At 30.4% G+C, this 20,758-nt stretch carries 20 protein-coding genes; 8 read left to right on the top strand and 12 right to left on the bottom strand.

Annotated features, from left to right (window positions below; translation table 11 throughout):
* Positions 1 to 73 precede the first annotated feature (73 nt).
* From HMPREF9630_RS02165 to HMPREF9630_RS02215, 11 genes are all read right to left on the bottom strand, one after another.
* On the bottom strand, positions 74 to 1,471 hold the full coding sequence (locus tag HMPREF9630_RS02165) for a B12-binding domain-containing radical SAM protein (protein WP_009526902.1): 1,398 nt from the start codon (positions 1,469 to 1,471) through the stop codon (positions 74 to 76).
* Positions 1,468 to 2,868, bottom strand: a complete 1,401-nt coding sequence (locus tag HMPREF9630_RS02170) for a B12-binding domain-containing radical SAM protein (protein ID WP_009526903.1) — start codon at positions 2,866 to 2,868, stop codon at positions 1,468 to 1,470. The genes HMPREF9630_RS02165 and HMPREF9630_RS02170 overlap by 4 nt, the downstream gene beginning before the upstream one ends.
* Positions 2,868 to 3,485: a hypothetical protein gene (locus HMPREF9630_RS02175; RefSeq protein WP_242824671.1), complete on the bottom strand. Its 618-nt coding sequence runs from the start codon at positions 3,483 to 3,485 to the stop codon at positions 2,868 to 2,870. Before HMPREF9630_RS02175 ends, HMPREF9630_RS02170 begins: the two co-directional genes overlap by 1 nt.
* A 326-nt stretch (positions 3,486 to 3,811) precedes the next feature.
* The gene (locus HMPREF9630_RS02180; RefSeq protein ID WP_009526906.1) at positions 3,812 to 4,888 is read right to left on the bottom strand and encodes a hypothetical protein; all 1,077 of its coding nucleotides are present in this window, start codon (positions 4,886 to 4,888) and stop codon (positions 3,812 to 3,814) included.
* Between the two features lie 52 nt (positions 4,889 to 4,940).
* A complete protein-coding gene (locus HMPREF9630_RS02185) occupies positions 4,941 to 6,263 on the bottom strand; it encodes a B12-binding domain-containing radical SAM protein (protein WP_009526907.1) in 1,323 nt (440 codons plus the stop codon).
* A 1-nt stretch (position 6,264) separates the two neighbouring features.
* On the bottom strand, positions 6,265 to 7,638 hold the full coding sequence (locus HMPREF9630_RS02190) for a B12-binding domain-containing radical SAM protein (protein ID WP_009526908.1): 1,374 nt from the start codon (positions 7,636 to 7,638) through the stop codon (positions 6,265 to 6,267).
* Between the two features lie 6 nt (positions 7,639 to 7,644).
* Positions 7,645 to 8,271, bottom strand: coding sequence for a class I SAM-dependent methyltransferase (locus HMPREF9630_RS02195; protein WP_009526909.1), 627 nt, complete (start codon positions 8,269 to 8,271; stop codon positions 7,645 to 7,647).
* A 437-nt stretch (positions 8,272 to 8,708) separates the two neighbouring features.
* A complete protein-coding gene (locus HMPREF9630_RS02200; protein WP_009526910.1) occupies positions 8,709 to 9,179 on the bottom strand; it encodes a GNAT family N-acetyltransferase in 471 nt (156 codons plus the stop codon).
* A 17-nt stretch (positions 9,180 to 9,196) separates the two neighbouring features.
* Positions 9,197 to 9,565 carry a TIGR02328 family protein gene (locus HMPREF9630_RS02205; RefSeq protein WP_009526911.1) on the bottom strand — a complete coding sequence of 123 codons (369 nt, stop codon included), beginning with the start codon at positions 9,563 to 9,565 and terminating at the stop codon, positions 9,197 to 9,199.
* Positions 9,549 to 9,953: a YbgA family protein gene (locus HMPREF9630_RS02210; protein WP_009526912.1), complete on the bottom strand. Its 405-nt coding sequence runs from the start codon at positions 9,951 to 9,953 to the stop codon at positions 9,549 to 9,551. Before HMPREF9630_RS02210 ends, HMPREF9630_RS02205 begins: the two co-directional genes overlap by 17 nt.
* Before the next feature lie 306 nt (positions 9,954 to 10,259).
* The gene (locus HMPREF9630_RS02215; protein ID WP_009526913.1) at positions 10,260 to 10,760 is read right to left on the bottom strand and encodes a GNAT family N-acetyltransferase; all 501 of its coding nucleotides are present in this window, start codon (positions 10,758 to 10,760) and stop codon (positions 10,260 to 10,262) included.
* 678 nt (positions 10,761 to 11,438) lie between these two features.
* Between HMPREF9630_RS02215 and HMPREF9630_RS02220 the strand changes: the two genes are divergently transcribed.
* The 8 genes from HMPREF9630_RS02220 to HMPREF9630_RS02255 all read left to right on the top strand — a co-directional run bounded on the left by HMPREF9630_RS02220 (position 11,439) and on the right by HMPREF9630_RS02255 (position 19,954).
* Positions 11,439 to 12,419 (top strand): NAD-dependent 4,6-dehydratase LegB, encoded by a 981-nt coding sequence (locus HMPREF9630_RS02220; protein WP_009526914.1) that lies wholly within the window; start codon positions 11,439 to 11,441, stop codon positions 12,417 to 12,419.
* Positions 12,420 to 12,431: 12 nt separating this feature from the next.
* Positions 12,432 to 13,598 carry a LegC family aminotransferase gene (locus tag HMPREF9630_RS02225; protein ID WP_009526915.1) on the top strand — a complete coding sequence of 389 codons (1,167 nt, stop codon included), beginning with the start codon at positions 12,432 to 12,434 and terminating at the stop codon, positions 13,596 to 13,598.
* A gap of 33 nt (positions 13,599 to 13,631) precedes the next feature.
* On the top strand, positions 13,632 to 14,678 hold the full coding sequence (locus tag HMPREF9630_RS02230) for a sugar phosphate nucleotidyltransferase (RefSeq protein WP_009526916.1): 1,047 nt from the start codon (positions 13,632 to 13,634) through the stop codon (positions 14,676 to 14,678).
* Positions 14,671 to 15,312: an acetyltransferase gene (locus HMPREF9630_RS02235; protein ID WP_009526917.1), complete on the top strand. Its 642-nt coding sequence runs from the start codon at positions 14,671 to 14,673 to the stop codon at positions 15,310 to 15,312. Before HMPREF9630_RS02230 ends, HMPREF9630_RS02235 begins: the two co-directional genes overlap by 8 nt.
* Before the next feature lie 98 nt (positions 15,313 to 15,410).
* Complete coding sequence (neuB, locus tag HMPREF9630_RS02240; protein WP_009526918.1) at positions 15,411 to 16,409, top strand: N-acetylneuraminate synthase; 999 nt, start codon at positions 15,411 to 15,413, stop codon at positions 16,407 to 16,409.
* Positions 16,406 to 17,578, top strand: coding sequence for a UDP-N-acetylglucosamine 2-epimerase (gene neuC, locus HMPREF9630_RS02245; RefSeq protein WP_009526919.1), 1,173 nt, complete (start codon positions 16,406 to 16,408; stop codon positions 17,576 to 17,578). Before neuB ends, neuC begins: the two co-directional genes overlap by 4 nt.
* Positions 17,575 to 18,273, top strand: coding sequence for an acylneuraminate cytidylyltransferase family protein (locus HMPREF9630_RS02250; protein WP_009526920.1), 699 nt, complete (start codon positions 17,575 to 17,577; stop codon positions 18,271 to 18,273). The genes neuC and HMPREF9630_RS02250 overlap by 4 nt, the downstream gene beginning before the upstream one ends.
* A gap of 292 nt (positions 18,274 to 18,565) precedes the next feature.
* The gene (locus tag HMPREF9630_RS02255) at positions 18,566 to 19,954 is read left to right on the top strand and encodes an NAD(P)/FAD-dependent oxidoreductase (protein WP_009526921.1); all 1,389 of its coding nucleotides are present in this window, start codon (positions 18,566 to 18,568) and stop codon (positions 19,952 to 19,954) included.
* Positions 19,955 to 20,078: 124 nt separating this feature from the next.
* Here the strand turns inward: HMPREF9630_RS02255 and HMPREF9630_RS02260 are convergent, their stop codons facing one another.
* A complete protein-coding gene (locus HMPREF9630_RS02260) occupies positions 20,079 to 20,735 on the bottom strand; it encodes a V-type ATP synthase subunit D (RefSeq protein WP_009525649.1) in 657 nt (218 codons plus the stop codon).
* Between the last annotated feature and the right edge of the window lie 23 nt (positions 20,736 to 20,758).

Consider the following 20,758-nt stretch of genomic DNA (forward strand, 5'->3'; position numbering starts at 1 on the left):
AAACCACCAGTTAAACCGGCGGTCTTTTTATTATACTTGTTTTACAATCCTTATAAACTATCCAATATAGTATTTACCAATCCAGATATGCCTTTCTCAATAAAAATTTAGACAGCATTTTCCTATAATATTCCAAATCCAGATATTCATACATCCCTGCTTTTCTTGCCCTTTTGTAAAGCTTCAAAATCAATTTTCTGTAATACAAATAAAACTTATGCTTGCTTATATTATCCGGCTCCACCACCAAATGCAAAAAATCCCAATGTTCTACTTTATTTGTAATCAATTTATCCTTATATTCTTCGTACAATTGCGTTCCTGGTATAGGAGTGAATATGGAAATAGTTACATGTATAAGTTCATGTCTTACTATCCAATTGTAAAGGTCATCAAAATCTTTTTTTGTGGCAGAAAGCCCTATTATCATCAATCCTATACACTGTGCTGATGTATCATTTATTACCTCTATCGCCTTAGCATTATGTTCTTCTTTTGTTCCCTTATTGTAATCATTAAGTTCATCATCATTTATAGCTTCCAAACCTACAAGAAAATACTTAAATCCTATATCTGCAAGTTCTTTTATAATACCCGGATGACTTGCAATAAAATCTGCTCTTCCATAACACACATAAGTTTTTTTTATATTATTTTCTCTTACAAGCCTTACAAAATCCATTAATCTTTTTTCATTTACCAAAAAATCATCATCCGATATGGTTATATTCTCAACCTCTATGCCTTTTAACTCTTCTATAACCAGATTTAAGTCCCTTTCTCGGTATTTTCCATGATTAAGTAAAGTGCAATAACAAAATTTGCAATCATATGGACAACTTAAAGACGTCTTTATATTAGCAGTTTCAATAAGGTCCAAATATCTGAAATGTTTTCTGTTTTCATAGAAAAAACTTCTGTCCGGTATCGGCAGACTATTTATATCAATAGGTATCATTAGATTATTTTTCCACTCTCCTATATATGTTTTATAGCAAAGTCCGTTTATATCACTAAGATTTTTAATCAAGTTTGTATTTATAATATCTGCTTTATCAAGGATTCCCTTTTCAATTCCTATATAAGTGACTATTTCAACAAATGCATCTACAGACTCGCTCCTTGCTATATAGTCTATATAATCCGTATAAAAAACTTTGGTATTAATCTGTGCATGAACACCGCCGACTATGGTAGCTATCTGTGAATTATATTTTTTTACCTGCTGACAAAACTTCTTCATCATATTTTCCTGTGTTATATAACCTGTTATAGCTACTATATCAGGCTCATATCCTTTCAATACCTGCCTAAAAGGTTTTTTTTGACAAATATAATCATAAATCATATCATCATATCCTGCTTCTTTTAACCCTGTATGCAGATATTCAAGTTCCAAAGGTTCGGAATCCAAAATATTTGTAAAGCTTAATACATTTGGGGCACCCGGTCTTACAAGTAAAATTTTCATGCCCTTCTCCTTTTATTAATCAAAGTAGCTTTAAAAAAGTTCTTTATATACACACTTATCAATGTATTAAATCCAAATGTCATCCTAAGTGTATTACTGATAGGAAAAGCTCTGAGTGTATAAAATACAGAATGTAAGTTCATATTTACTGCAAATGTAAATTTAAGCACTTCTAAATAATATGCGTTAAGACTCATTTTAGACGGCATAATAAGTACATCTCCAAAATTCCACTTTTCATAATCAGTTTCATCATACAAAAGCCTGTCTCTGTACTCTTCAAAAAGAGGCGTAAGTGGATGGGGATTAAGTGGAGAAAAGGTGACAAGTTCCGGTTTTAAAAGTTTTTTATACTGTAAAAGCTTTCTAAAATCTTTTTTATCCCAATCCGGATGTAAGATAAATGAACCCCAACATGCAATTTTATTTTTTTGAAGTACTCTTGTTGCTCTCAAGTTCTCATCTGTATTGGCTGCCTTATTATACTCTTTAAGCTGCTTGTTATCAAAGCTTTCATATCCTACTATTACGGCAATTAATCCATTTCTTGCAAGTCTTTTAAATAAATCTTCTTTTTCAAGTATTGAATTTACGGAGCCATAGCATATGTACTTCTTTTTAATTTTTCTTTTTTCCAAAAGATTGCAAAAGTTCTCAAGCCTTTTTCTATTTATCAAAAAATCATTATCGCAAATCATTATATAAGGTTCTTCAAGCTCTTCCAACTGCTCAATTATTTTTTCCAGCTCCACCTCTCTTAGTATAGGTCCTTCCAGTTTCCAACGCACACAAAATCTACATCTGTTTCTACAACCGAACGATGTCTGAATTATAGCACAAGGCTGAAATCCAACATATCTATACAAATGCCTATAGCGCTTGCTACAATCTCTATCCGGTTTTATATATTCATTATAACAACCTTCAACAGAATTTTTAAAGCTGAGTTCTTTAGAAAATATACCAACTATTGCTTTTTTCTGTTTTTCTCCGGAAGCGATAAGCTCCATTAGTTCTCTGTAATTTTCTCTCGTTGTTGACTTAAATACATGGTCAACATAAGAATTAAAAAAAGAATTCGGATATACCATAGCCTGTACTCCTCCGACTATAACTTTTATATCCTTATCATATCTTTTTGCCATCTCAGCAATTTTTAAGACATTTTCCACATCAGTACATTGAGAAGTTATTCCTATTACCTGAGGTTTAATCCTTTTCATATAGTGCATCAAGTTTCCTTTAGGTTCTGCCATAAAATCAGCTAATACCACCTTATGCCCCTGCTCCTTTAATATTGTAGCTACACATTCAACTCCAAGTGGCTCTCCGAAAAGAAAATTTTTTACTGTAGTTATTTTTTTGTTAACCCATGGTCTTACAAGCAATATTCTCATTAGTCCTCCTTATACCCAAGCATATCTAAAAGCATTTTACACACAGCACTTGGTATGAAACTGCTTGTCAAATGCATATACCTTATATCCTTTTTTGCTCCGAGCCTGGATTTACTATATCCTGTAGTTTGTCCCAGATGAAGCCTTGAACATTGCTTTTCATAAGCCAGTTTTACTATGTATAAAAGCATATTCAAATATGTATCATACTTTCTGTTACTTGCTTTATCTACTCCGCAAAATAAAAATATCAATTCTTTTTCAATCTGCTTTATTTGGAAAAAAGCCACTAATTCATTATTAGTTCCACGAACTTCATAAATTTCGGCATTCATTTTTTGAAAATATTCCATGTTCAATTTTTCAAGCCTTCCTTCTGAACGCTCATACACTTGTTCATATAAACTATAATGCTCTTTTTGAAAATTTTGCTTTGACAGTTTTGTAATGTTCAAATCATTTGACTTGTCAATTGCTCGTTTTAATCTTCTTCTGTGCCTACTCCTTAAGCTTCTAAAAAATAATTCAAAGTTCCCTTTTAGCTCCATAGTATATGTTCCCAACGTACAAGCTTTTGGTAATGGAAGCTTGCCGTCTGTGTTAAGTATTAATATCAAATTAAAACTCTTTAAATATAAAGAAAGAGACTCAAGGTTATTATCTCCACATACAAAACCGGCGCAAGATATTGACAATGGAATGCCCAATACCCTTATATTAAACTCAAGCTTTAACTTACTACTGAAAGTAAATAGGTTAAGTTTAATCCTATAAGTTACCATAATAATATTTTCTTCTTCATTGATATGATAGTCTTGCTTACAGTAATTCACCTCTTATAAAAATATCAGAAAATCCCTTTTTATAAATATATTATCTCCTGCTATCTTATCCCATATATACGGAAGTTTTTTTGCACTGTTATAAACCGTAAAGTTGCCCTTCATAGTAATTCCTCATAAACCTTAAAAGTTTTATACTTATTTTTCATAAATCTACTTGTAATTGCCGTAGAGGCTTTATTACTTTTCATTATCCAACCAGACTCCAAATACACATAATCATTTCCTCTAAGCTTATAAAAATAATCAAGTAAAGCTATTACAGCCCCACTATTTTTATATTCCGGCAATACTCCAAATTCTGTTATTTTTACAGTATCTATTTTCTTTAAGCCAAGTTTATATTTCAATACTGAAAATATTCCAAGTCTTTTACCGATACCCAAAAGCTGATTAAAATCAGGATACCACAACATAAAGCCCACAGGTTTTTCATTATGGTAAACGAATAGCAGATTTTCTTCTTTTATTAGATATCTAAATGAAGAGAGCAACTCTATATCCTCTTCTTCTCTTGCTGTATAATAATATTTGTGATTTACAAAAGCCCTGTTATTTATTTGTGTGTATATGGCTGCTGTTTCTTTAATGTTTTTAAAATTTGCTTTTCTTATGATAAAATTCTTTGATATATATTCTCTTAATCTATCTGATAAGTTCACATCCATCTCTGAAATTTTTATTTTATAGCTATACAGTGTATCAGTAGGTTTCATATATTTTTCAATATGTTTTGTATAGTATTCTTTGTTATATGCGCTTCCAAAGCTCGGAATACTTCCAAACGAATCTGCTAATAAACCGAGTCCATAATTTACATGTAGGTTTAATCCAATCAAAATCTTGGAAGTTGACTTTTCCTTAGCTTTTTGCTTGGCAAATCTATAAATTTCTCCAAAGACTTCTTCTTTATCCACAAAATCAAGAAATGCTATTTGCATAGTATCAGGCATTCTATCAATTACTGCTAAAATAAATACCGCTTCAATTTTACACTCATCGGAATACACTAAATATGGTTCTATGTAGCTACCTTTAGTAATCTGTGCTTTTCGCTCCAATATATCAGGCAGTGAAACAGACTGTAAATCCCTAAACTGTGTATCATATTTATAAATCTCTTTCTGAAAATCTATAAATTTCTTATAGTCTTTCTTTTTAGCATTTACAATATACATAGTTTCTCTTTTCTATTTTTAACTTTATATAAATTGTTCTTAAAAAATTATGTCAAATAATATTAGGAGTCAATCTTTTTTTTATGTGATATCTATAATAAAGATTAATTGCCATATAAAATAAATATCTTCCCGGAAATTTAAAAAACTCTTTTCTAAATATAGTTCTCTGCATTATATTGCCAATTTTAAATACTTTTTCATACAACGACCAATATTCCTCTGTAAGTTCTTCCGGACTCATATTAATAGGAATATGCACAGCCTGACTTCCGTCATAACTGTACATATCTTCTATATAAATCCGATTTTCTTCAAGCATTTTCTTATGATACATTGTACCCGGAATAGGTGTAAGTATATAAAACCTCGGTACAACTATCTTGCATTCCTTTATAAAATCAGCAGTTTTTCTTATAGACTCTATTGTATCGGCATCTGCTCCTACTACCATTTCTGTTGAAATATCTATGCCTACCGATTGTATATTTTTAATAAGCCTTTTATATTCCGAAACCTTTGCCCACGATTTATTCATACTGTCGAGACTTTCCTGAACTATGCTTTCAAGCCCGAAGCTGAGTGTCATACAACCACTCTTTGCTAACTTTTCAAGTAATTCTCTGTCATCTCCTATATCTATCGAACATTGACTTATCCATGTCATCTTCATAGGGATAATATAATCCAAAAGTTCCATCATATATGCCCTGTTTGACATAATATTGTCATCCAAAAGCATAAATTTATTAAATCCCAACTCCTTTATCTGTTTTATGTCTCTGACAACATCTTCTATAGGTCTTCTTATATAACGATTCTTATAGAGACAGTATATGGAACAAAAACTACAGGATTTGGGGCATCCTCTTCCTGCCTGTACAGGCAACATATCTCCTATTTTTTTATCAAGAATCAAATCAAACCTTGGTAGAGGAGTTTCTATAAGTTTTACAGGCATATTGTAAAAACTTTTAAGCTCACCATTAAGATAGTCTTTAAGCAATGCCGGATATGCTAATTCTCCGTCTCCTATTATTACACTGTCACAGTATTTTTTTGCTTCTTCAGGCATAAGACTTACCATGTATCCGCCCATAAATACTGTCTTTCCTCTTTTTTTAAATTCCTTTGCAATATCTATACTTCTTATAACAGCATGTCCCATACTGCCTATGCCGACTATATCTACTTCCATATCGAAATCTATGTCTTCTATTGTTTCTAAAATTATTTTAACATCAAATTCATCTGGTGTCATTGCAGCAAGTAGTGGCATTGCAAGTCCTACAAAATAAAGTTTTGATTTTTTTATAGGCTTTCTTTCATGGTCATAAGGAGAGGATTGTATCAATACAAGTTTCTTCTTTTTCATACTATCTACCTCTTATAATTTTTTTTATATACTGCATAGTAACAAATTGACTTCCCCACCACATCTTAACCACTTCTTTTATTCCATATTTTTTTAGCATCTTAATTATATTATCCCCTCTTAAAACTATTCTTGCATATGTTTTAATAATTTGATAATAATACTGCCTTATACTCATATATTCCGGCTTAAGCACTATGTGTGCTAAATCCCACATGGCATAGTTTTGGCGTGATACCAATATTTTATCCTTATAATCATTATAAATCTCTGTTCCCGGTAATGGGGTAAGAGGTTGTAAGTTAACAAAGCTTACGTTCAAACCTATTATGTAATCCTCTATTTGTTTAAAATCCTGTTTAGTAAAATCAGGTTTTAAAATCATAGTTGCATACAACTCTATTCCGTATTTTTGTAGAATCTTTATAGCTTTCTCATTATTTTCAAGAGAACTTCTCTTATTAAAATCCTTAAGGTCTTTCTCTCTTACCGACTCTATTCCCACAATTACTGCACTCAGCCCGTACCTTGACAGTCTTTTTATAATTCTTTCATGGCTTGCTATAAAGTCTGCTCTTCCGTAGACCAAAAATCTTTTATTTATATTCCTTTCTTTTAATCCATCACAAAAGCCATTCAGTCTGTCTTCATCAAACAAAAAATCATCATCTACTATATATACTTCCCTCTCCTTTATGCTCTCAAGCTCCTTCATAACATCATCAAGCTGTCTTGCATAGTACTTTCCTCCGGTTATTTCCTTGCAAAAACAAAAGTTACATTTGTAAGGACAACCTAATGACGTTTTTATAAGTGAACAAGGATTATGAAACATATAATAATATCTTTTTCTGTATTTTGAAACAGCCTCTCTATCAGGATGAAAAATATTAAAAGAAGAACTTCTTATGTATTTTTTACCTTCTATGTAAGTGCCTTCTATGTCTTTAGTGTCTTCTCCTGATATCACTTTATCTATTATTTTAAGAAAGGTCTCTATAGGCTTTGAACATATTATGTAATCTATGTAATTTGAAACAAAATCTTCAGGTACTACTTCTGCATGAACCCCACCCACAACAGTTATAATATCCTTTGATACAGATTTTATTACTTTTGACATTTCCTTTACTACTCCTACGTGAGTAATATACGCTGTCATTCCTATAATATTAGGTTTATATTTTTTTATAAAAAACTCAATAGGTTTTTTTTCAAGTATCATATCTATAATTTCTACACTTGCTTTATCCTTATCTATATTCCCTACCAAATATTCAAGCTCTAATGGTTCACATATCATCACATGTTGCAACCCTATAGTTTCTTTTGGAGGTTTTGGACGAACCAATAATATACTTAGTCTTTTACTCACAATTTCTCACTTTCTTTTATACACTACAGCTATTATATTCGGCATAAAAAATGCCTTTTTAATACGACTAAAACCCATAAAGTTAAGATTATCTCCTGCAAAACTTTTAAGTTCTGTTATAGAAGGATAGTGTGCCTTGCCTGTTGTCAATTTTAATATGCTACATACAATGGCATCATAAAAGTTATTTACTGAAGCACATACAACTATAATGTATCCATTTTCTTTTAATAAATACGCCATATCTGTAATTGCTTTTTCCTGATTCTTATAATATGGTAAGGAATGTGTACAGGTAATTATGTCAAATTTGTCTTTTATATTCTCTCTTATATCACTTATATCTGTATTTATAAGTTTTGCTCTAATGCCCTCTATTTTAAAAGTTCTTTCTGCATGCTTCAACATATTTTTTGAATAATCTGCTCCAGTAATAGAAAAAGCCATGCCAAATTTTGAGTGCACCTGCTCTAAAAGTTGTCCTGTTCCACACCCAATATCAAGCAAACTCCCATTATCTATATCTGTCTTTTTAATAATACTTATTACTCTATCTCTACTTGGTTTTAATGAATACTTTTGAACCCAGAGTTTATTGTAATAATTTGCCCAAAAATCCCATATACCCTTCATATATGTATACCTTCCTGTCCAATACCATCTTCTTGATAATATAATACTCTTCTCTATTTTTGATATTTTATATGGCATAAAATAAATTTGGATATTCTACTTTATTTTCAAATTATTAGCTAATTTTATTTCTAACGTATAGTCATGATTTAACCCTAATAAAAATTTTAATCAGAATTAATTTTCCAACATATATAGCTACTATATCACCTTGTTTTATTTCTAAGCTCACATAACTTAATATTTATTTTTTCCTATAATATGATGATAAATTGCTGACGGATATTAAACTATCTTTATGATTATATAACAAATTAAGTAGTAATCATTTCTTTATCTCAATATCTTTTAATAAATTTAGTTTTATCCAATTTTGCACAGAGTACTTTTACACCATTTTCCGTATTTTAAATTTTATAATGTCAAACTGGAAGTTGTTACGCTCCAAGATATTTAATATATATTTGACATGGGTTCCATTCATCCCATAAATTTGGGAAACATTCCAATTCTTTATATCCCATAGCTATATAAAAATTATTGGTAATATCATATTCTTTGTAGTGACCCATCTGTATCGTTTTTACTTGTGAGTATGTGTAGCCTAGCTTCCTTGCCATAGTTTCGTAAGCTTCATTAAGTACTGATCCAATACCCATTCGATGGAATTTCTTTTTTATGCCAATTACAAAAATATCTGCACAATCCTTGCTGGTTGCGTTTAATACAACAAAACCAACCGACTCATCATTCATATAACAAGCGAGAAAAGGCTTTTCCTGTGAATCGCGAATATACTCTTCTGTGCTTTCCGGTATTCCAAACCATTCTGAAAGGTCATATAATATTTCTCTCGATACAGCTTCCTTTTCCAGTTTATCTTCAACTTCTTTCATTTTTATATCCATTTACTCCTCCACAACTTCTATACTTTTAAATGTATACCTTTATTTCTTAAATTTTCTATACAATCATACAGATATTCATTATTATGCTCTTTGTAAATTGGACTGTCTACAATTTCCTCTTTAAGATTATCGTACTTTTCTGCTGTCCTTCCTCTATAATTTTTATCTTTCCATTCCGCAGAAACATTATATCCCCTTTTTTCCATCTCCTCCATAACCAATACATGGTAAATAAAAAGATGATATGGGGAATATGTAAACACATAATCCACAGTTTTATGTTTCTTTTTCCATCCATTGCCCCTTAGAGCACAACATTCCCTATGTTGTCCAAGAAGCTGATTTTTGGGCAATAAGTGGATAAGTTTTTCATGCCATAGTCTCATACTCTTCTCCTGTTAACAAGGTTGATTTTTCTAAATATTCATTAGGGTATTTCTTTAGTAAATTATTAATATATTCAATTACAACTTTCTGATTATTTTTCCCTTCCATATATTCATTTAATATATCAAATAATGCCTGTTTTTCAATTGTACTTGCGTCTTTTTTGAAATATCCCCATATGTGAAGAACGGCATTACTAAAATCTTCTTTACTTTCTTTTATATCCCTTAATTTTTGTATTTTTTCATTTAAAACTAAAATATCAACTTCTTTTTCTTTCAAATATTCTCTTATCTCTAAGTATACTTTATGCGATTTACCTAACACATAATATTTATTTTTTGCCCATAGCTCTTCACATTCTCTTCTTATATCTTTGTTTCTCATATTGACGCCTCTTTCAAAATATTCAAACTTAAAACAAATCCCATATAATGTATCACCATTTAATACAGTTTTCTAATAAAATTATGGATAACTTATATAATTACATAAGATTAATATACATAGTTTATTGAAAAAATTAATTATTACGTTTTTCCATTATTCTATAAGATTTTAGTATAAGGCTTTATTAATAGTTTTTAAATTTTTATTTAGGTAAGGTATAAATGAATATCCTACATTACCATATGTTAAAGTTGGCTCCGATACAAAGAATTTTCATTACTATAACCTCTTCAAATTCCGATTTTATAAATATCTTTGAGCAACAATTACTGTATATTTATCCGTATCATAAAAATCCCCTACTTCTACAAACTTATTCTTATGCCAGAAGTGCTCTGCCTGAGGGTTATCTTTTACCCATCCAAGACGAACTTTTGAAATTCCTATCTTAGCAAGACAAACACATAAATCCTCTATTATTCCGCTACCAATCCCTGTGTTTTGTATAGACACATCTGTCATAAAGAACCCTATAAAAGCAGTTTTTTCATCAGGGAAATTCATGATTAAATCCATTACTGCAATCAATCTTTCCCCATCATAATATCCAATATAGTATTTGTCCTGCATATCTTTGTTCTGAGGTAGTGCATTCATATCGCAAATAATGCTCTCCTCAGATACTAATGGAGGACAATATTGATAGTACAGGGAATTTTTTCTACACAATTCATATATTCTCTCAACATCAGACTCTCCCATCATTTGAACAATATATCTATCTGATAATAATGAAACATCCATTTAATCCCTCCATAAGCTAAGAATAGATCATCAACTTAGAATTTATCTATCTTAAACATAATCATTATATCATTTTTAAGTTATATATTCTACCGTTTGATTGTCTATTTGTCCTCAGATGCTCTATTTATCTTGATTATTGGTTATAAATTTAAACCTTTATTGTTTTTTATCCTCTCTTTTTTCCTGATGCAGATAGATTAATAGATGTTTATCTTTTAAATATATTCAAAACTCGCTTTACTTATCATACTAATGGGTATTTATAATGACATATAATCCTACTTTTAAAAATTCTTCATTTTAAAAAAATATATAATATTTTATGATATAATAAAATGACAATATATTAAATAAAAGCTTACGATTTGCCGACTTATAAATAGAGTATATCTTTATACTTATACTTATTTAAAAATATATAGAAAAGATACTAAAGTAACAGCTATTAACATTGTTGTTAAAATTAATATTCCAATAATAACTTGATATTATAGTTGAATTCTATTAAACTCTCAATTATTTTTAATTTATTTATATCTTTTAAGAAATATACAACTTAATTTTGTAAATAAATTTATTATTAATTGTAAATTTAAAAATTAACATTAGACTGAATAATATTATGTTTCAAAATTTTATTTAATACATTAAAAATATAGAATATAGGTGATATTTATGAAAAATGTGTTAGTTACAGGAGCTGACGGTTTTATAGGAAGTCATTTGACAGAAGAATTGGTAAAGCAAGGATATAAAGTTAGAGCTTTCGCATATTACAATTCGTTCAATTCATGGGGGTGGCTTGATAGCCTTCCCAAAGATATATTAAATGAAATAGATGTTTTTACTGGAGACATACGAGATCCTAACGGTGTAAGAGAATCTATGAAAGGAATTGACGAAGTATTTCATCTTGCCGCACTGATAGCTATACCTTTCAGCTATCACTCTCCGGACGCATATGTTGATACAAATATAAAAGGTACACTTAATGTTTTACAAGCCGGCAGGGCATTAGACACATCAAGAATACTTGTAACTTCCACATCTGAAGTATACGGTACGGCTATGTATGTACCTATTGATGAAAAACATCCTTATCAAGGTCAATCTCCATATTCAGCTACAAAAATAGGTGCTGACAGATTGGCAGAATCTTTTTACAGAAGTTTTGATATGCCCATAACAATAGTTCGTCCATTCAACACATATGGTCCGCGACAATCAGCAAGAGCGATAATACCTACTATAATAACACAATTATTATCAGGAAAAGAACAGCTTGAAATAGGCTCTTTGACACCTACAAGAGATTTTAATTATATAAAAGATACTGTTAACGGTTTTATTTCCATTTCAAAAGCTAAAAATACAATCGGCGAAGAAATAAATATTGCAACACAAAACGAAATATCAATAGGCGACTTGGCAAATGAATTAATAAGACAGATTAATCCAAATGTGAAAATAGTTTGTGATGAACAAAGATTAAGACCTCAAAAAAGCGAAGTAAACAGATTGCTCGGTTCAAATGAAAAAATTAAAAATCTCACTGATTGGACTCCTAAATATACATTTGAACAAGGACTGTCAGAAACGATAGAGTTTTTCAAAAATAACTTGGATAAATATAAAACAGATATTTATAATATTTAGTGGAGGCTTTTTATGAGTAATAAATTTATTCCTTTGTCAGTTCCCAATTTAAAGGGAAATGAGCTTGATTATGTAACAAAAGCAGTAAAAGAAGAATGGGTATCTACAGGCGGACCTTTTGTTAACGATTTTGAAGAAAAAATCGCACAATACTCAAAATGCAAAGGTGCGGTATCTTGCCAAAACGGAACTTCCGGTATACACATAGCTCTTAAACTTTGTGATGTAAAAAATGACGATGAAGTCATAGTTCCTACACTTACATTCATAGCGGCTGTAAACCCTGTAAAATATTTAGGAGCAGAGCCTATTTTTATGGATTGTGACGATTCTTTGACATTAGACCCTGACAAATTGGAAGATTTTTGTAAAAATGAATGTGTATTTGAAAACGGCAAACTCATAAATAAAAATACAAAAAAAATTATAAAAGCATTGATAGTTGTGCATGTATTCGGAAATATGGCAGATATGGAAAAAATAATGGATATTGCAAACAAATACAACCTCAAAGTTGTTGAAGATGCAACAGAGGCAATAGGCACATACTATACATCAGGAAGATATGCCAGAAAATATGCAGGAACTATAGGAAATATCGGAATATACTCATTCAACGGAAATAAGATAATAACTACAGGCGGTGGAGGTATGATTATATCTGATGATGAAGACTTATTGAAAAGAGCAAAACATCTGACAACACAGGCAAAAAGCGATGAATTATATTATACTCATGATGAAATAGGATACAATTATCGTATGACTAACTTACAAGCCGCACTTGGTTTAGCACAATTAGAACAACTTGAAAAATTTATTCAAACAAAAAAAGACAACTATGAATTTTATAAAAACTCCATAAAAAATATTAAAGGATTAAAAATACTTGATTTCAAAGAAAATATAAGACCTAACTACTGGTTTTATTCACTATATGTAGATGAGAATTATTCACTTGATAAAGACGGTGTAATAAAATATCTTCTAAGCAAAAATGTACAGACAAGACCTATATGGGGACTTATAAATGAACAATTACCATATAAAAACAGCATATCATACAAAATAGAAACAGCAAAAAAATATATCAATCACATTGTAAACATACCATGCAGTTCAAATCTTTATAAACAAGACATCGAATATGTTATAGAATGTCTAAAAACAGTAGAATAAAAAATCTCAAATATAAGATAAGAGGTTATAGCAATGAATGTTCAAGAATTTTTAATAGATGAAAATGCCACTATGCTTGAAGCCATGGCACAGTTGGATGAAGTTGCAAAAAAAAATCTGTTTGTAGTAAGAGATAATAAATTTGTCGCAGTCATAACAGATGGGGACATAAGAAGATGGATACTGAAAAAAGGTAATTTGGTAGCCAAAGTAAAAGACATAGCAAACTATAATCCAAAATATATTTATATTAAAGATGAAGTTGATTCAAGAAAATATCTCAAAAAATATAAAGTTGATGCACTTCCAATAGTGGATGAGAACAAAAACATAGTATCCATAGTATTTTGGAATGATGAAAAGATAGGCTTGGAACACAAGTTAAATATACCTGTTGTTATTATGGCAGGCGGAAAAGGTACAAGACTGTATCCATACACAAAAATACTTCCAAAACCGCTCATTCCAATAGGTGAAATACCAATAGTCGAACATATCATAAATAAATTTAACAGTTATGGTATGAATAATTTCTATCTAATCGTAAATCACAAAAAAAATATGATCAAAGCATATTTTAATGAAATAACTAAAAATTATAACGTAAACTATATAGACGAGGATATTCCGCTCGGTACAGGTGGAGGTCTCAGCCTGTTAAAAGGCAAAATAAACTCTACTTTTATACTGTCAAACTGCGATATACTTATAGAAGAAAACTATGATACTATATATAATTATCACAAAGAAAAAAACAACCTCATAACAATGGTATGTTCATTGAAAAATATTAAAATACCATATGGAGTTGTAGAAATAAATGAAAATGGCGAAATTGACAACATAAAAGAAAAACCGGAAATATTATTTTTTACAAATACAGGTATGTATATAGTAGAGTCGAGAGTTATAGAAGAATTGGAACAAAATAAATCCATAGGTTTTCCCGATGTTGTAGATAAATACAGAAAACAAGGTGAAAGAATAGGAATATTCCCTATAGGTGAAAAAAATTGGATGGATATGGGACAATTCGATGAAATGGAAAAAATGAGAAAAAGGTTAGAAGACAATGAATAAAAAAATTCTTCTCATAGGTGGCGGAGGTCACTGTAAAGTAATATTGGACAGCTTATTACAATATGAAGATTATGATATTTCCATAATAGATAAAAAAGAAAACATAGGAAAATCCATAATGGGCATAAAAATAATAGGTTCAGACGATGATATTGCAAGACTATACTCTCAAGGATATAAATATGCCTTTATATCTTTAGGAAGTATCGGAAATCCTAAAATAAGAATAAAATTATTTGATATGATAGATAAGATAGGTTTTGAAATTCCAAATATAATAGATAAATCCGCCGTAATAAGCAGATATGCAAAACTGCAAAAAGGTATATTTGTTGGTAAAAAATCTGTTATAAACTCAGGAAGCATAATAGAAAACGGGTGTATAATAAACACAGGCGCAATAATAGAGCATGACTGTGTAATCAAAGAATTTGTTCATATTGCCTCAGGTACGGTTTTAGGCGGAAATGTAACTATTAATAAAAATACACATATAGGTTCTAACTCCACGATACGAAACAATTTGACAATAGGAAAAAATACTATTATAGGAATAGCAAGTGTCATAACAAAAAACATGGGAGATAATAAGTTGGCATACGGTAATCCCTGTAAGGAAATAAAAAATATATAGAACTAATTAATACAATTTTTAAAAAAATATTTAGATTAATACAGTTTTATAAATAAATTTGAAAGTTAACTACTATAAACGCAAAAAACGGAGGTAATATGGGCGTATTTATAATTGCAGAAGCAGGTGTAAATCACAACGGAAGTTTAAAGCTTGCAAAAAAATTAGTAGATGAAGCAAAAAATGCAGGTGTAGATTGTATAAAATTCCAGACATTTATGGCAGAAAATATAGTTTCAAAAACAGCAGTAAAAGCCGAATATCAAAAACAAAATACAAATAATGCAAGCGAATCCCAATATAATATGCTCAAAAAACTCGAGCTTTCTTTTTCAGATTTTATAGAATTAAATAATTATTGTAAAGCAAAAAACATACAATTTTTATCAACAGCTTTTGATTTTGACAGCATAGATTTTCTTAGCTCACTCGATATGAATGTATGGAAAATACCATCCGGAGAGATAACTAACCTGCCTTATCTTATAAAAATAGCAAATTTAGGAAAAGATATAATTCTATCGACAGGAATGAGCACCATGGAAGACATACAAAACGCTCTTTCAGTTTTAAAAACAAACGGAGCCGGCAATATAACCGTCTTGCACTGCACAACAGAATACCCTGCTCCATTCACAGATGTAAACTTAAAAGCTATGCTGACAATAAAAGATGAATTTAATGTGAACATAGGTTATTCAGATCACACAAAAGGCATAGAAATACCTATATCCGCAGTCGCATTAGGTGCTACCGTAATAGAAAAACACTTTACCCTTGATAAAAATATGCAAGGACCTGACCATAAAGCCAGCTTAGAGCCTTATGAACTAAAAAAAATGGTTGAATCCATAAGAAATGTAGAGTCTGCATTAGGCGACGGTATAAAAAAATTAGCTGAAAGCGAGAAAAAAAATATATCAGTTGCAAGAAAAAGCATTATTGCAAAAAGAGATATAAAAAAAGGCGAAATATTTACACAAGAAAATTTGACCGTTAAACGACCCGGAAACGGTATAAGTCCTATGAAATGGTTTGAAATATTAGGTCAAGAAGCCATAAAAGATTTTAAAGAAGATGAGTTGATAGAAATATGAAAAAAATAATAAGTGTGCTTACTGCAACAAGAGCAGAATACGGACTTTTAAAACCCCTTATAAAAAAACTCAGTAAAATAGGAGAATTTGATATAAGAATAGTCGCTACAGGTATGCACTTATCACAAGAATTCGGACTAACTTACAAAGAGATAGAGCAAGACGGATTTATCATAGACAAAAAAATAGAAATACTTCTAAGCTCTGACACATCTTCGTCCGTTTCAAAATCTATGGGGCTTGCCATGATTAGCTTTGCAGATTATTTTTCATCTCTTAAACCAAATTTGTTGATAGTCTTAGGTGACAGATATGAAACTTTAGCTGTATCACTTGTAGCAATGAATGAAAAAATTCCAATCGCACATCTTTATGGAGGAGAAAAAACCGAAGGAGCAATAGACGATGTAATACGCCATTCAATAACTAAACTTAGCTACCTTCATTTTACAAGCACAGATGAATATAGAAAAAGAGTTATACAACTCGGTGAACATCCAAACAGAGTATTTAATGTAGGTGCACTCGGCATAGAAAACATACTCAACGAAAAACTCCTCACAAAAAAAGAATTGGAAGTTTCATTAAATATAAGCTTGGATAAAAAATATGCAATAGCCACTTTTCACCCTGTAACACTCGAAGATAAAACTGCAAAAGCACAGATTACAAATTTACTTGATGTATGCAGTGAATACGAAAATATAAATTTCATCTTCACAAAATCAAATGCTGACGCAAACGGAAGAATGATAAACAAAATATTAGACGAATACGAAAAAAAAACAGATAACATATATGTATTCACATCACTTGGTATGCTCAGATATTTAAGTGCTTTAAAATATTGCTCCTTTGTAATAGGAAATTCATCAAGCGGACTTTTAGAAGCACCTACATTCAAAATCCCAACAATAAATATAGGAGACAGGCAAAAAGGTAGGCAAAAAGCAAGCAGTATTATAGATTGTTTACCTGATAAATCATCTATACAAAAAGCAATAGATAGAGCAACGGAAAATGAATTTATTGATATTTCCAAAAATACAGTAAATCCATACGGAGACGGAAATTCATCAGATAAAATAATAAAAATTCTAAAAAAATATATGCTAAGAGAAAATATAGACCTTAAAAAAAGTTTTTATGATTGTGAGGTAAATGAGTGAAAAATATAGCTATCATACCGGCAAGATCCGGTTCAAAAGGTCTTAAAGATAAAAATATCAAATTTTTAAACAAAAAACCCCTATTATATTATTCAATAAATGCAGCCATAAAATCAAAAATGTTCGATGAAATAATGGTGAGCACAGATTCTCAAAAATATGCCGATATCGCAATATCATTCGGTGCGAGTGTACCATTTCTGCGAAATGATTTACTTTCAAATGACAATGCTTCATCTTGGGACGTAGTAAAAGATGTGATTTTGCATTATAAGAAAATGGGAAAAACTTTTGATACAGCAACATTACTTCAACCCACATCCCCTCTTAGAACAGCAGAAGATATAAAAAACGGCTATAAAATAATGCAAGAAAAAAATGCAAATTTAGTAACAGGTGTATGCGAAATGGACCACAGTCCATTATGGGCAAACACATTACCCAGTGATAACTCTATGGAAAATTTTATCAATCCTTTAGTTGTCAAAATTCCAAGACAGGAAATACCTACTTATTACAGAATAAACGGCGCATTATATATAATAAAAATCTCTCATCTTTTCAGCGTATCCGACATATACTCAAATAAAAGCTACGCATATGTGATGCCTAAGATGCGTTCCATAGATATAGATGATATATTTGATTTCAAGCTTGCAAGCATTATTATGAATGATTCTATTCAAAATAATTAACAAATAATGAACTTTTGAGACAAATTAAAAAAAATAATTCTTATTTTAGTCGTAAAAACTTGAACAAATCAGTTTTTTGATATACACTTATATTTAGAAGCTATTAATTTTAAATGTAAGTGTATATTTTTTGCATAATAGCATTATACTAATACCTATTCGATTAATGGACATTATAAAAAATAATAATTAGTTTTTTAATAATTATAAATTGAAAATATCCACTATCTGATCAGGTATTAGTATTACATTTAAAAAATATTAAACTATAAATATTATTTGGAGGTTTCACTTGGAACGTTATGATATTGTTATAATAGGTGCAGGTGCAAGCGGTGTATTTGCATCATATGAATTTACAAAAATGGATACGAATGCAAAAATTCTTATGATTGATTCAGGTAATCCTATAGAAAAAAGAACCTGTCCTATCTCTGAAGGAAAGGTTAAAAACTGTATTAAGTGTACGCCTTGTAACATAATGAAAGGCTTTGGCGGTGCAGGCAGTTTGTCAGACGGTAAATATAATATAACTAACAATTTTGGTGGAGATTTATATAAATATATAGGAAAAAAAGAAGCTCTTGATTATATGGAATATGTAGATGAAGTGCTATGTAATATCGACGGTCACGAGTCAAAATTATATTCAACTTCAAAAACCAATATAAAGACTATGGCTATAAAAAATGACTTACATCTATTGGAAGCAAAAGTAAGACATTTTGGAACAGACAGAAATGTAAAGATATTGGAAAAAATATCAGCATATATAAGCAAAAAAGTTGATATGCTTTATAATACAACTGCTGAAAATATAGAATACAAAGATAATGAGTTCTATATACAAACTGACAAAAAACAAGAATTTAAATCAAAATATGTAATACTTGCAGCAGGTCGCTCCGGTTCAAAATGGATAGGAAACATATGCGACAAGATGAAAATACCTACTACAAAAAATAAAGTTGATATTGGAGTTAGAGTGGAATTACCGGCAGAAGTGTTCAAACATATAACTGACGAAGTTTATGAGAGCAAAATAGTATATCAAACAAGAAAATACAATGACCTTGTAAGAACATTTTGTATGAATCCGTACGGAGAAGTAGTAGCCGAAAATACTAACGGAGTTGTAACTGTAAACGGACACTCATATTCAGACCCTTCACTTCACACAGAAAATACAAATTTTGCATTACTTGTAAGCAATACATTTACCGAGCCATTCAAAAACAGCAATGAATACGGAGAATCTATAGCACGCCTTTCAAATATGTTAGGTGGTGGTGTCCTTTTACAAAGATTCGGTGATTTAAAAAGAGGCAAAAGAAGTACACAACGCTCAATAGAAAAAAGTTTTATAGTACCTACACTTAATGCCACACCAGGAGATTTGAGCCTTGTAATACCAAAAAGACAACTCGACTCAATAATAGAAATGATAGAAGCGTTGGATAAAATAGCTCCGGGAACAGCCAACAACGACACATTATTATATGGAGTTGAAGTAAAATTCTATAATTCAAATGTAGAAGTAGACAGTAATTTAGAGACAAAAATAAAAAATCTATACGTCATAGGTGACGGCTCAGGAGTTACACACTCACTATCACAAGCATCAGCCAGCGGTGTACACGTAGCAAAAAAAATTCACGAAAAAATCCAAGCTGAAAATTAGTTTATACTAAAAATTTTGAACATTATATAAAATAATATCTATTATTCTATTAGGCATTATCATTGATAGTATAACAAATAAATATCCACCAGCTATGCTGGTGGATATTTATTTGTTTGTTTCTTTATTTATCTTTATAATGGTGTTTATCCTCAAGCACCATATCTTTGACTTTCATAAGTCTTATCTGTGTACTTCTTTCATTTTCATCAAGTTTCATAACTATATACTTGATATTTCTTTGCATTTCTGGTATCATAACATGCTCTAATGCGTTTACTCTTCTTCTTGTTTTTTCTATCTCGCTTGCCATAAGCTGACAAGATTTTTCACATTCAGCCAATTTGAGCAAATCAGGTAAAATATCTGATAATTCTTTTACAGAATCATCCAATTCCGCCGATGTAAAAGCATAACCGTATGAATATACGTCATTTGAATCCGCAGTTTTGGTTTTCGTTTCAAATACAGGGATTGTGACGCTCATAGCATTTCTGCTCTTAACATCAAGATATACTTCTTGTTTTGGAGCCATTATAGCAACTTTCAATATTTCTTCTGACATACTTGCTGAGGCAAGTGCGAATTGCTTATTGGCTTTTTTTATTTTTTCTTCAACATTTTCCCTTAGAACTTTGTTTACTCTGACCAAATCAAGAAATTGTTTCATAAGCTCATCTCTTTTGTCTTTCAAAAGTTTATGACCTCTTGTAGCAGTTTTCAGCTTTTTTTTGAGTCTTGTAAGTTCCATTCTGGTAGGGTTTACGGTCTTGCTTGCCAAAATCTCGCCTCCTTTTTACCAAT

The organism is Peptoanaerobacter stomatis, assembly GCF_000238095.2.
Lineage (GTDB): Bacteria > Bacillota > Clostridia > Peptostreptococcales > Filifactoraceae > Peptoanaerobacter > Peptoanaerobacter stomatis_A.

What these genes read in the sequence shown, in the direction of transcription:
- HMPREF9630_RS02215 (WP_009526913.1), bottom strand. Translation starts at nt 10,760, where the DNA reads ATGGATGTTTCATTATTATCAGATAGATATATTGTTCAAATGATGGGA.
- HMPREF9630_RS02165 (WP_009526902.1), bottom strand. Translation starts at nt 1,471, where the DNA reads ATGAAAATTTTACTTGTAAGACCGGGTGCCCCAAATGTATTAAGCTTT.
- HMPREF9630_RS02200 (WP_009526910.1), bottom strand. Translation starts at nt 9,179, where the DNA reads ATGGATATAAAAATGAAAGAAGTTGAAGATAAACTGGAAAAGGAAGCT.
- HMPREF9630_RS02185 (WP_009526907.1), bottom strand. Translation starts at nt 6,263, where the DNA reads ATGAAAAAGAAGAAACTTGTATTGATACAATCCTCTCCTTATGACCAT.
- HMPREF9630_RS02180 (WP_009526906.1), bottom strand. Translation starts at nt 4,888, where the DNA reads ATGTATATTGTAAATGCTAAAAAGAAAGACTATAAGAAATTTATAGAT.
- HMPREF9630_RS02195 (WP_009526909.1), bottom strand. Translation starts at nt 8,271, where the DNA reads ATGAAGGGTATATGGGATTTTTGGGCAAATTATTACAATAAACTCTGG.
- HMPREF9630_RS02230 (WP_009526916.1), top strand. Translation starts at nt 13,632, where the DNA reads ATGAATGTTCAAGAATTTTTAATAGATGAAAATGCCACTATGCTTGAA.
- HMPREF9630_RS02235 (WP_009526917.1), top strand. Translation starts at nt 14,671, where the DNA reads ATGAATAAAAAAATTCTTCTCATAGGTGGCGGAGGTCACTGTAAAGTA.
- neuB (WP_009526918.1), top strand. Translation starts at nt 15,411, where the DNA reads ATGGGCGTATTTATAATTGCAGAAGCAGGTGTAAATCACAACGGAAGT.
- HMPREF9630_RS02225 (WP_009526915.1), top strand. Translation starts at nt 12,432, where the DNA reads ATGAGTAATAAATTTATTCCTTTGTCAGTTCCCAATTTAAAGGGAAAT.
- HMPREF9630_RS02210 (WP_009526912.1), bottom strand. Translation starts at nt 9,953, where the DNA reads ATGAGAAACAAAGATATAAGAAGAGAATGTGAAGAGCTATGGGCAAAA.
- neuC (WP_009526919.1), top strand. Translation starts at nt 16,406, where the DNA reads ATGAAAAAAATAATAAGTGTGCTTACTGCAACAAGAGCAGAATACGGA.
- HMPREF9630_RS02220 (WP_009526914.1), top strand. Translation starts at nt 11,439, where the DNA reads ATGAAAAATGTGTTAGTTACAGGAGCTGACGGTTTTATAGGAAGTCAT.
- HMPREF9630_RS02170 (WP_009526903.1), bottom strand. Translation starts at nt 2,868, where the DNA reads ATGAGAATATTGCTTGTAAGACCATGGGTTAACAAAAAAATAACTACA.
- HMPREF9630_RS02205 (WP_009526911.1), bottom strand. Translation starts at nt 9,565, where the DNA reads ATGAGACTATGGCATGAAAAACTTATCCACTTATTGCCCAAAAATCAG.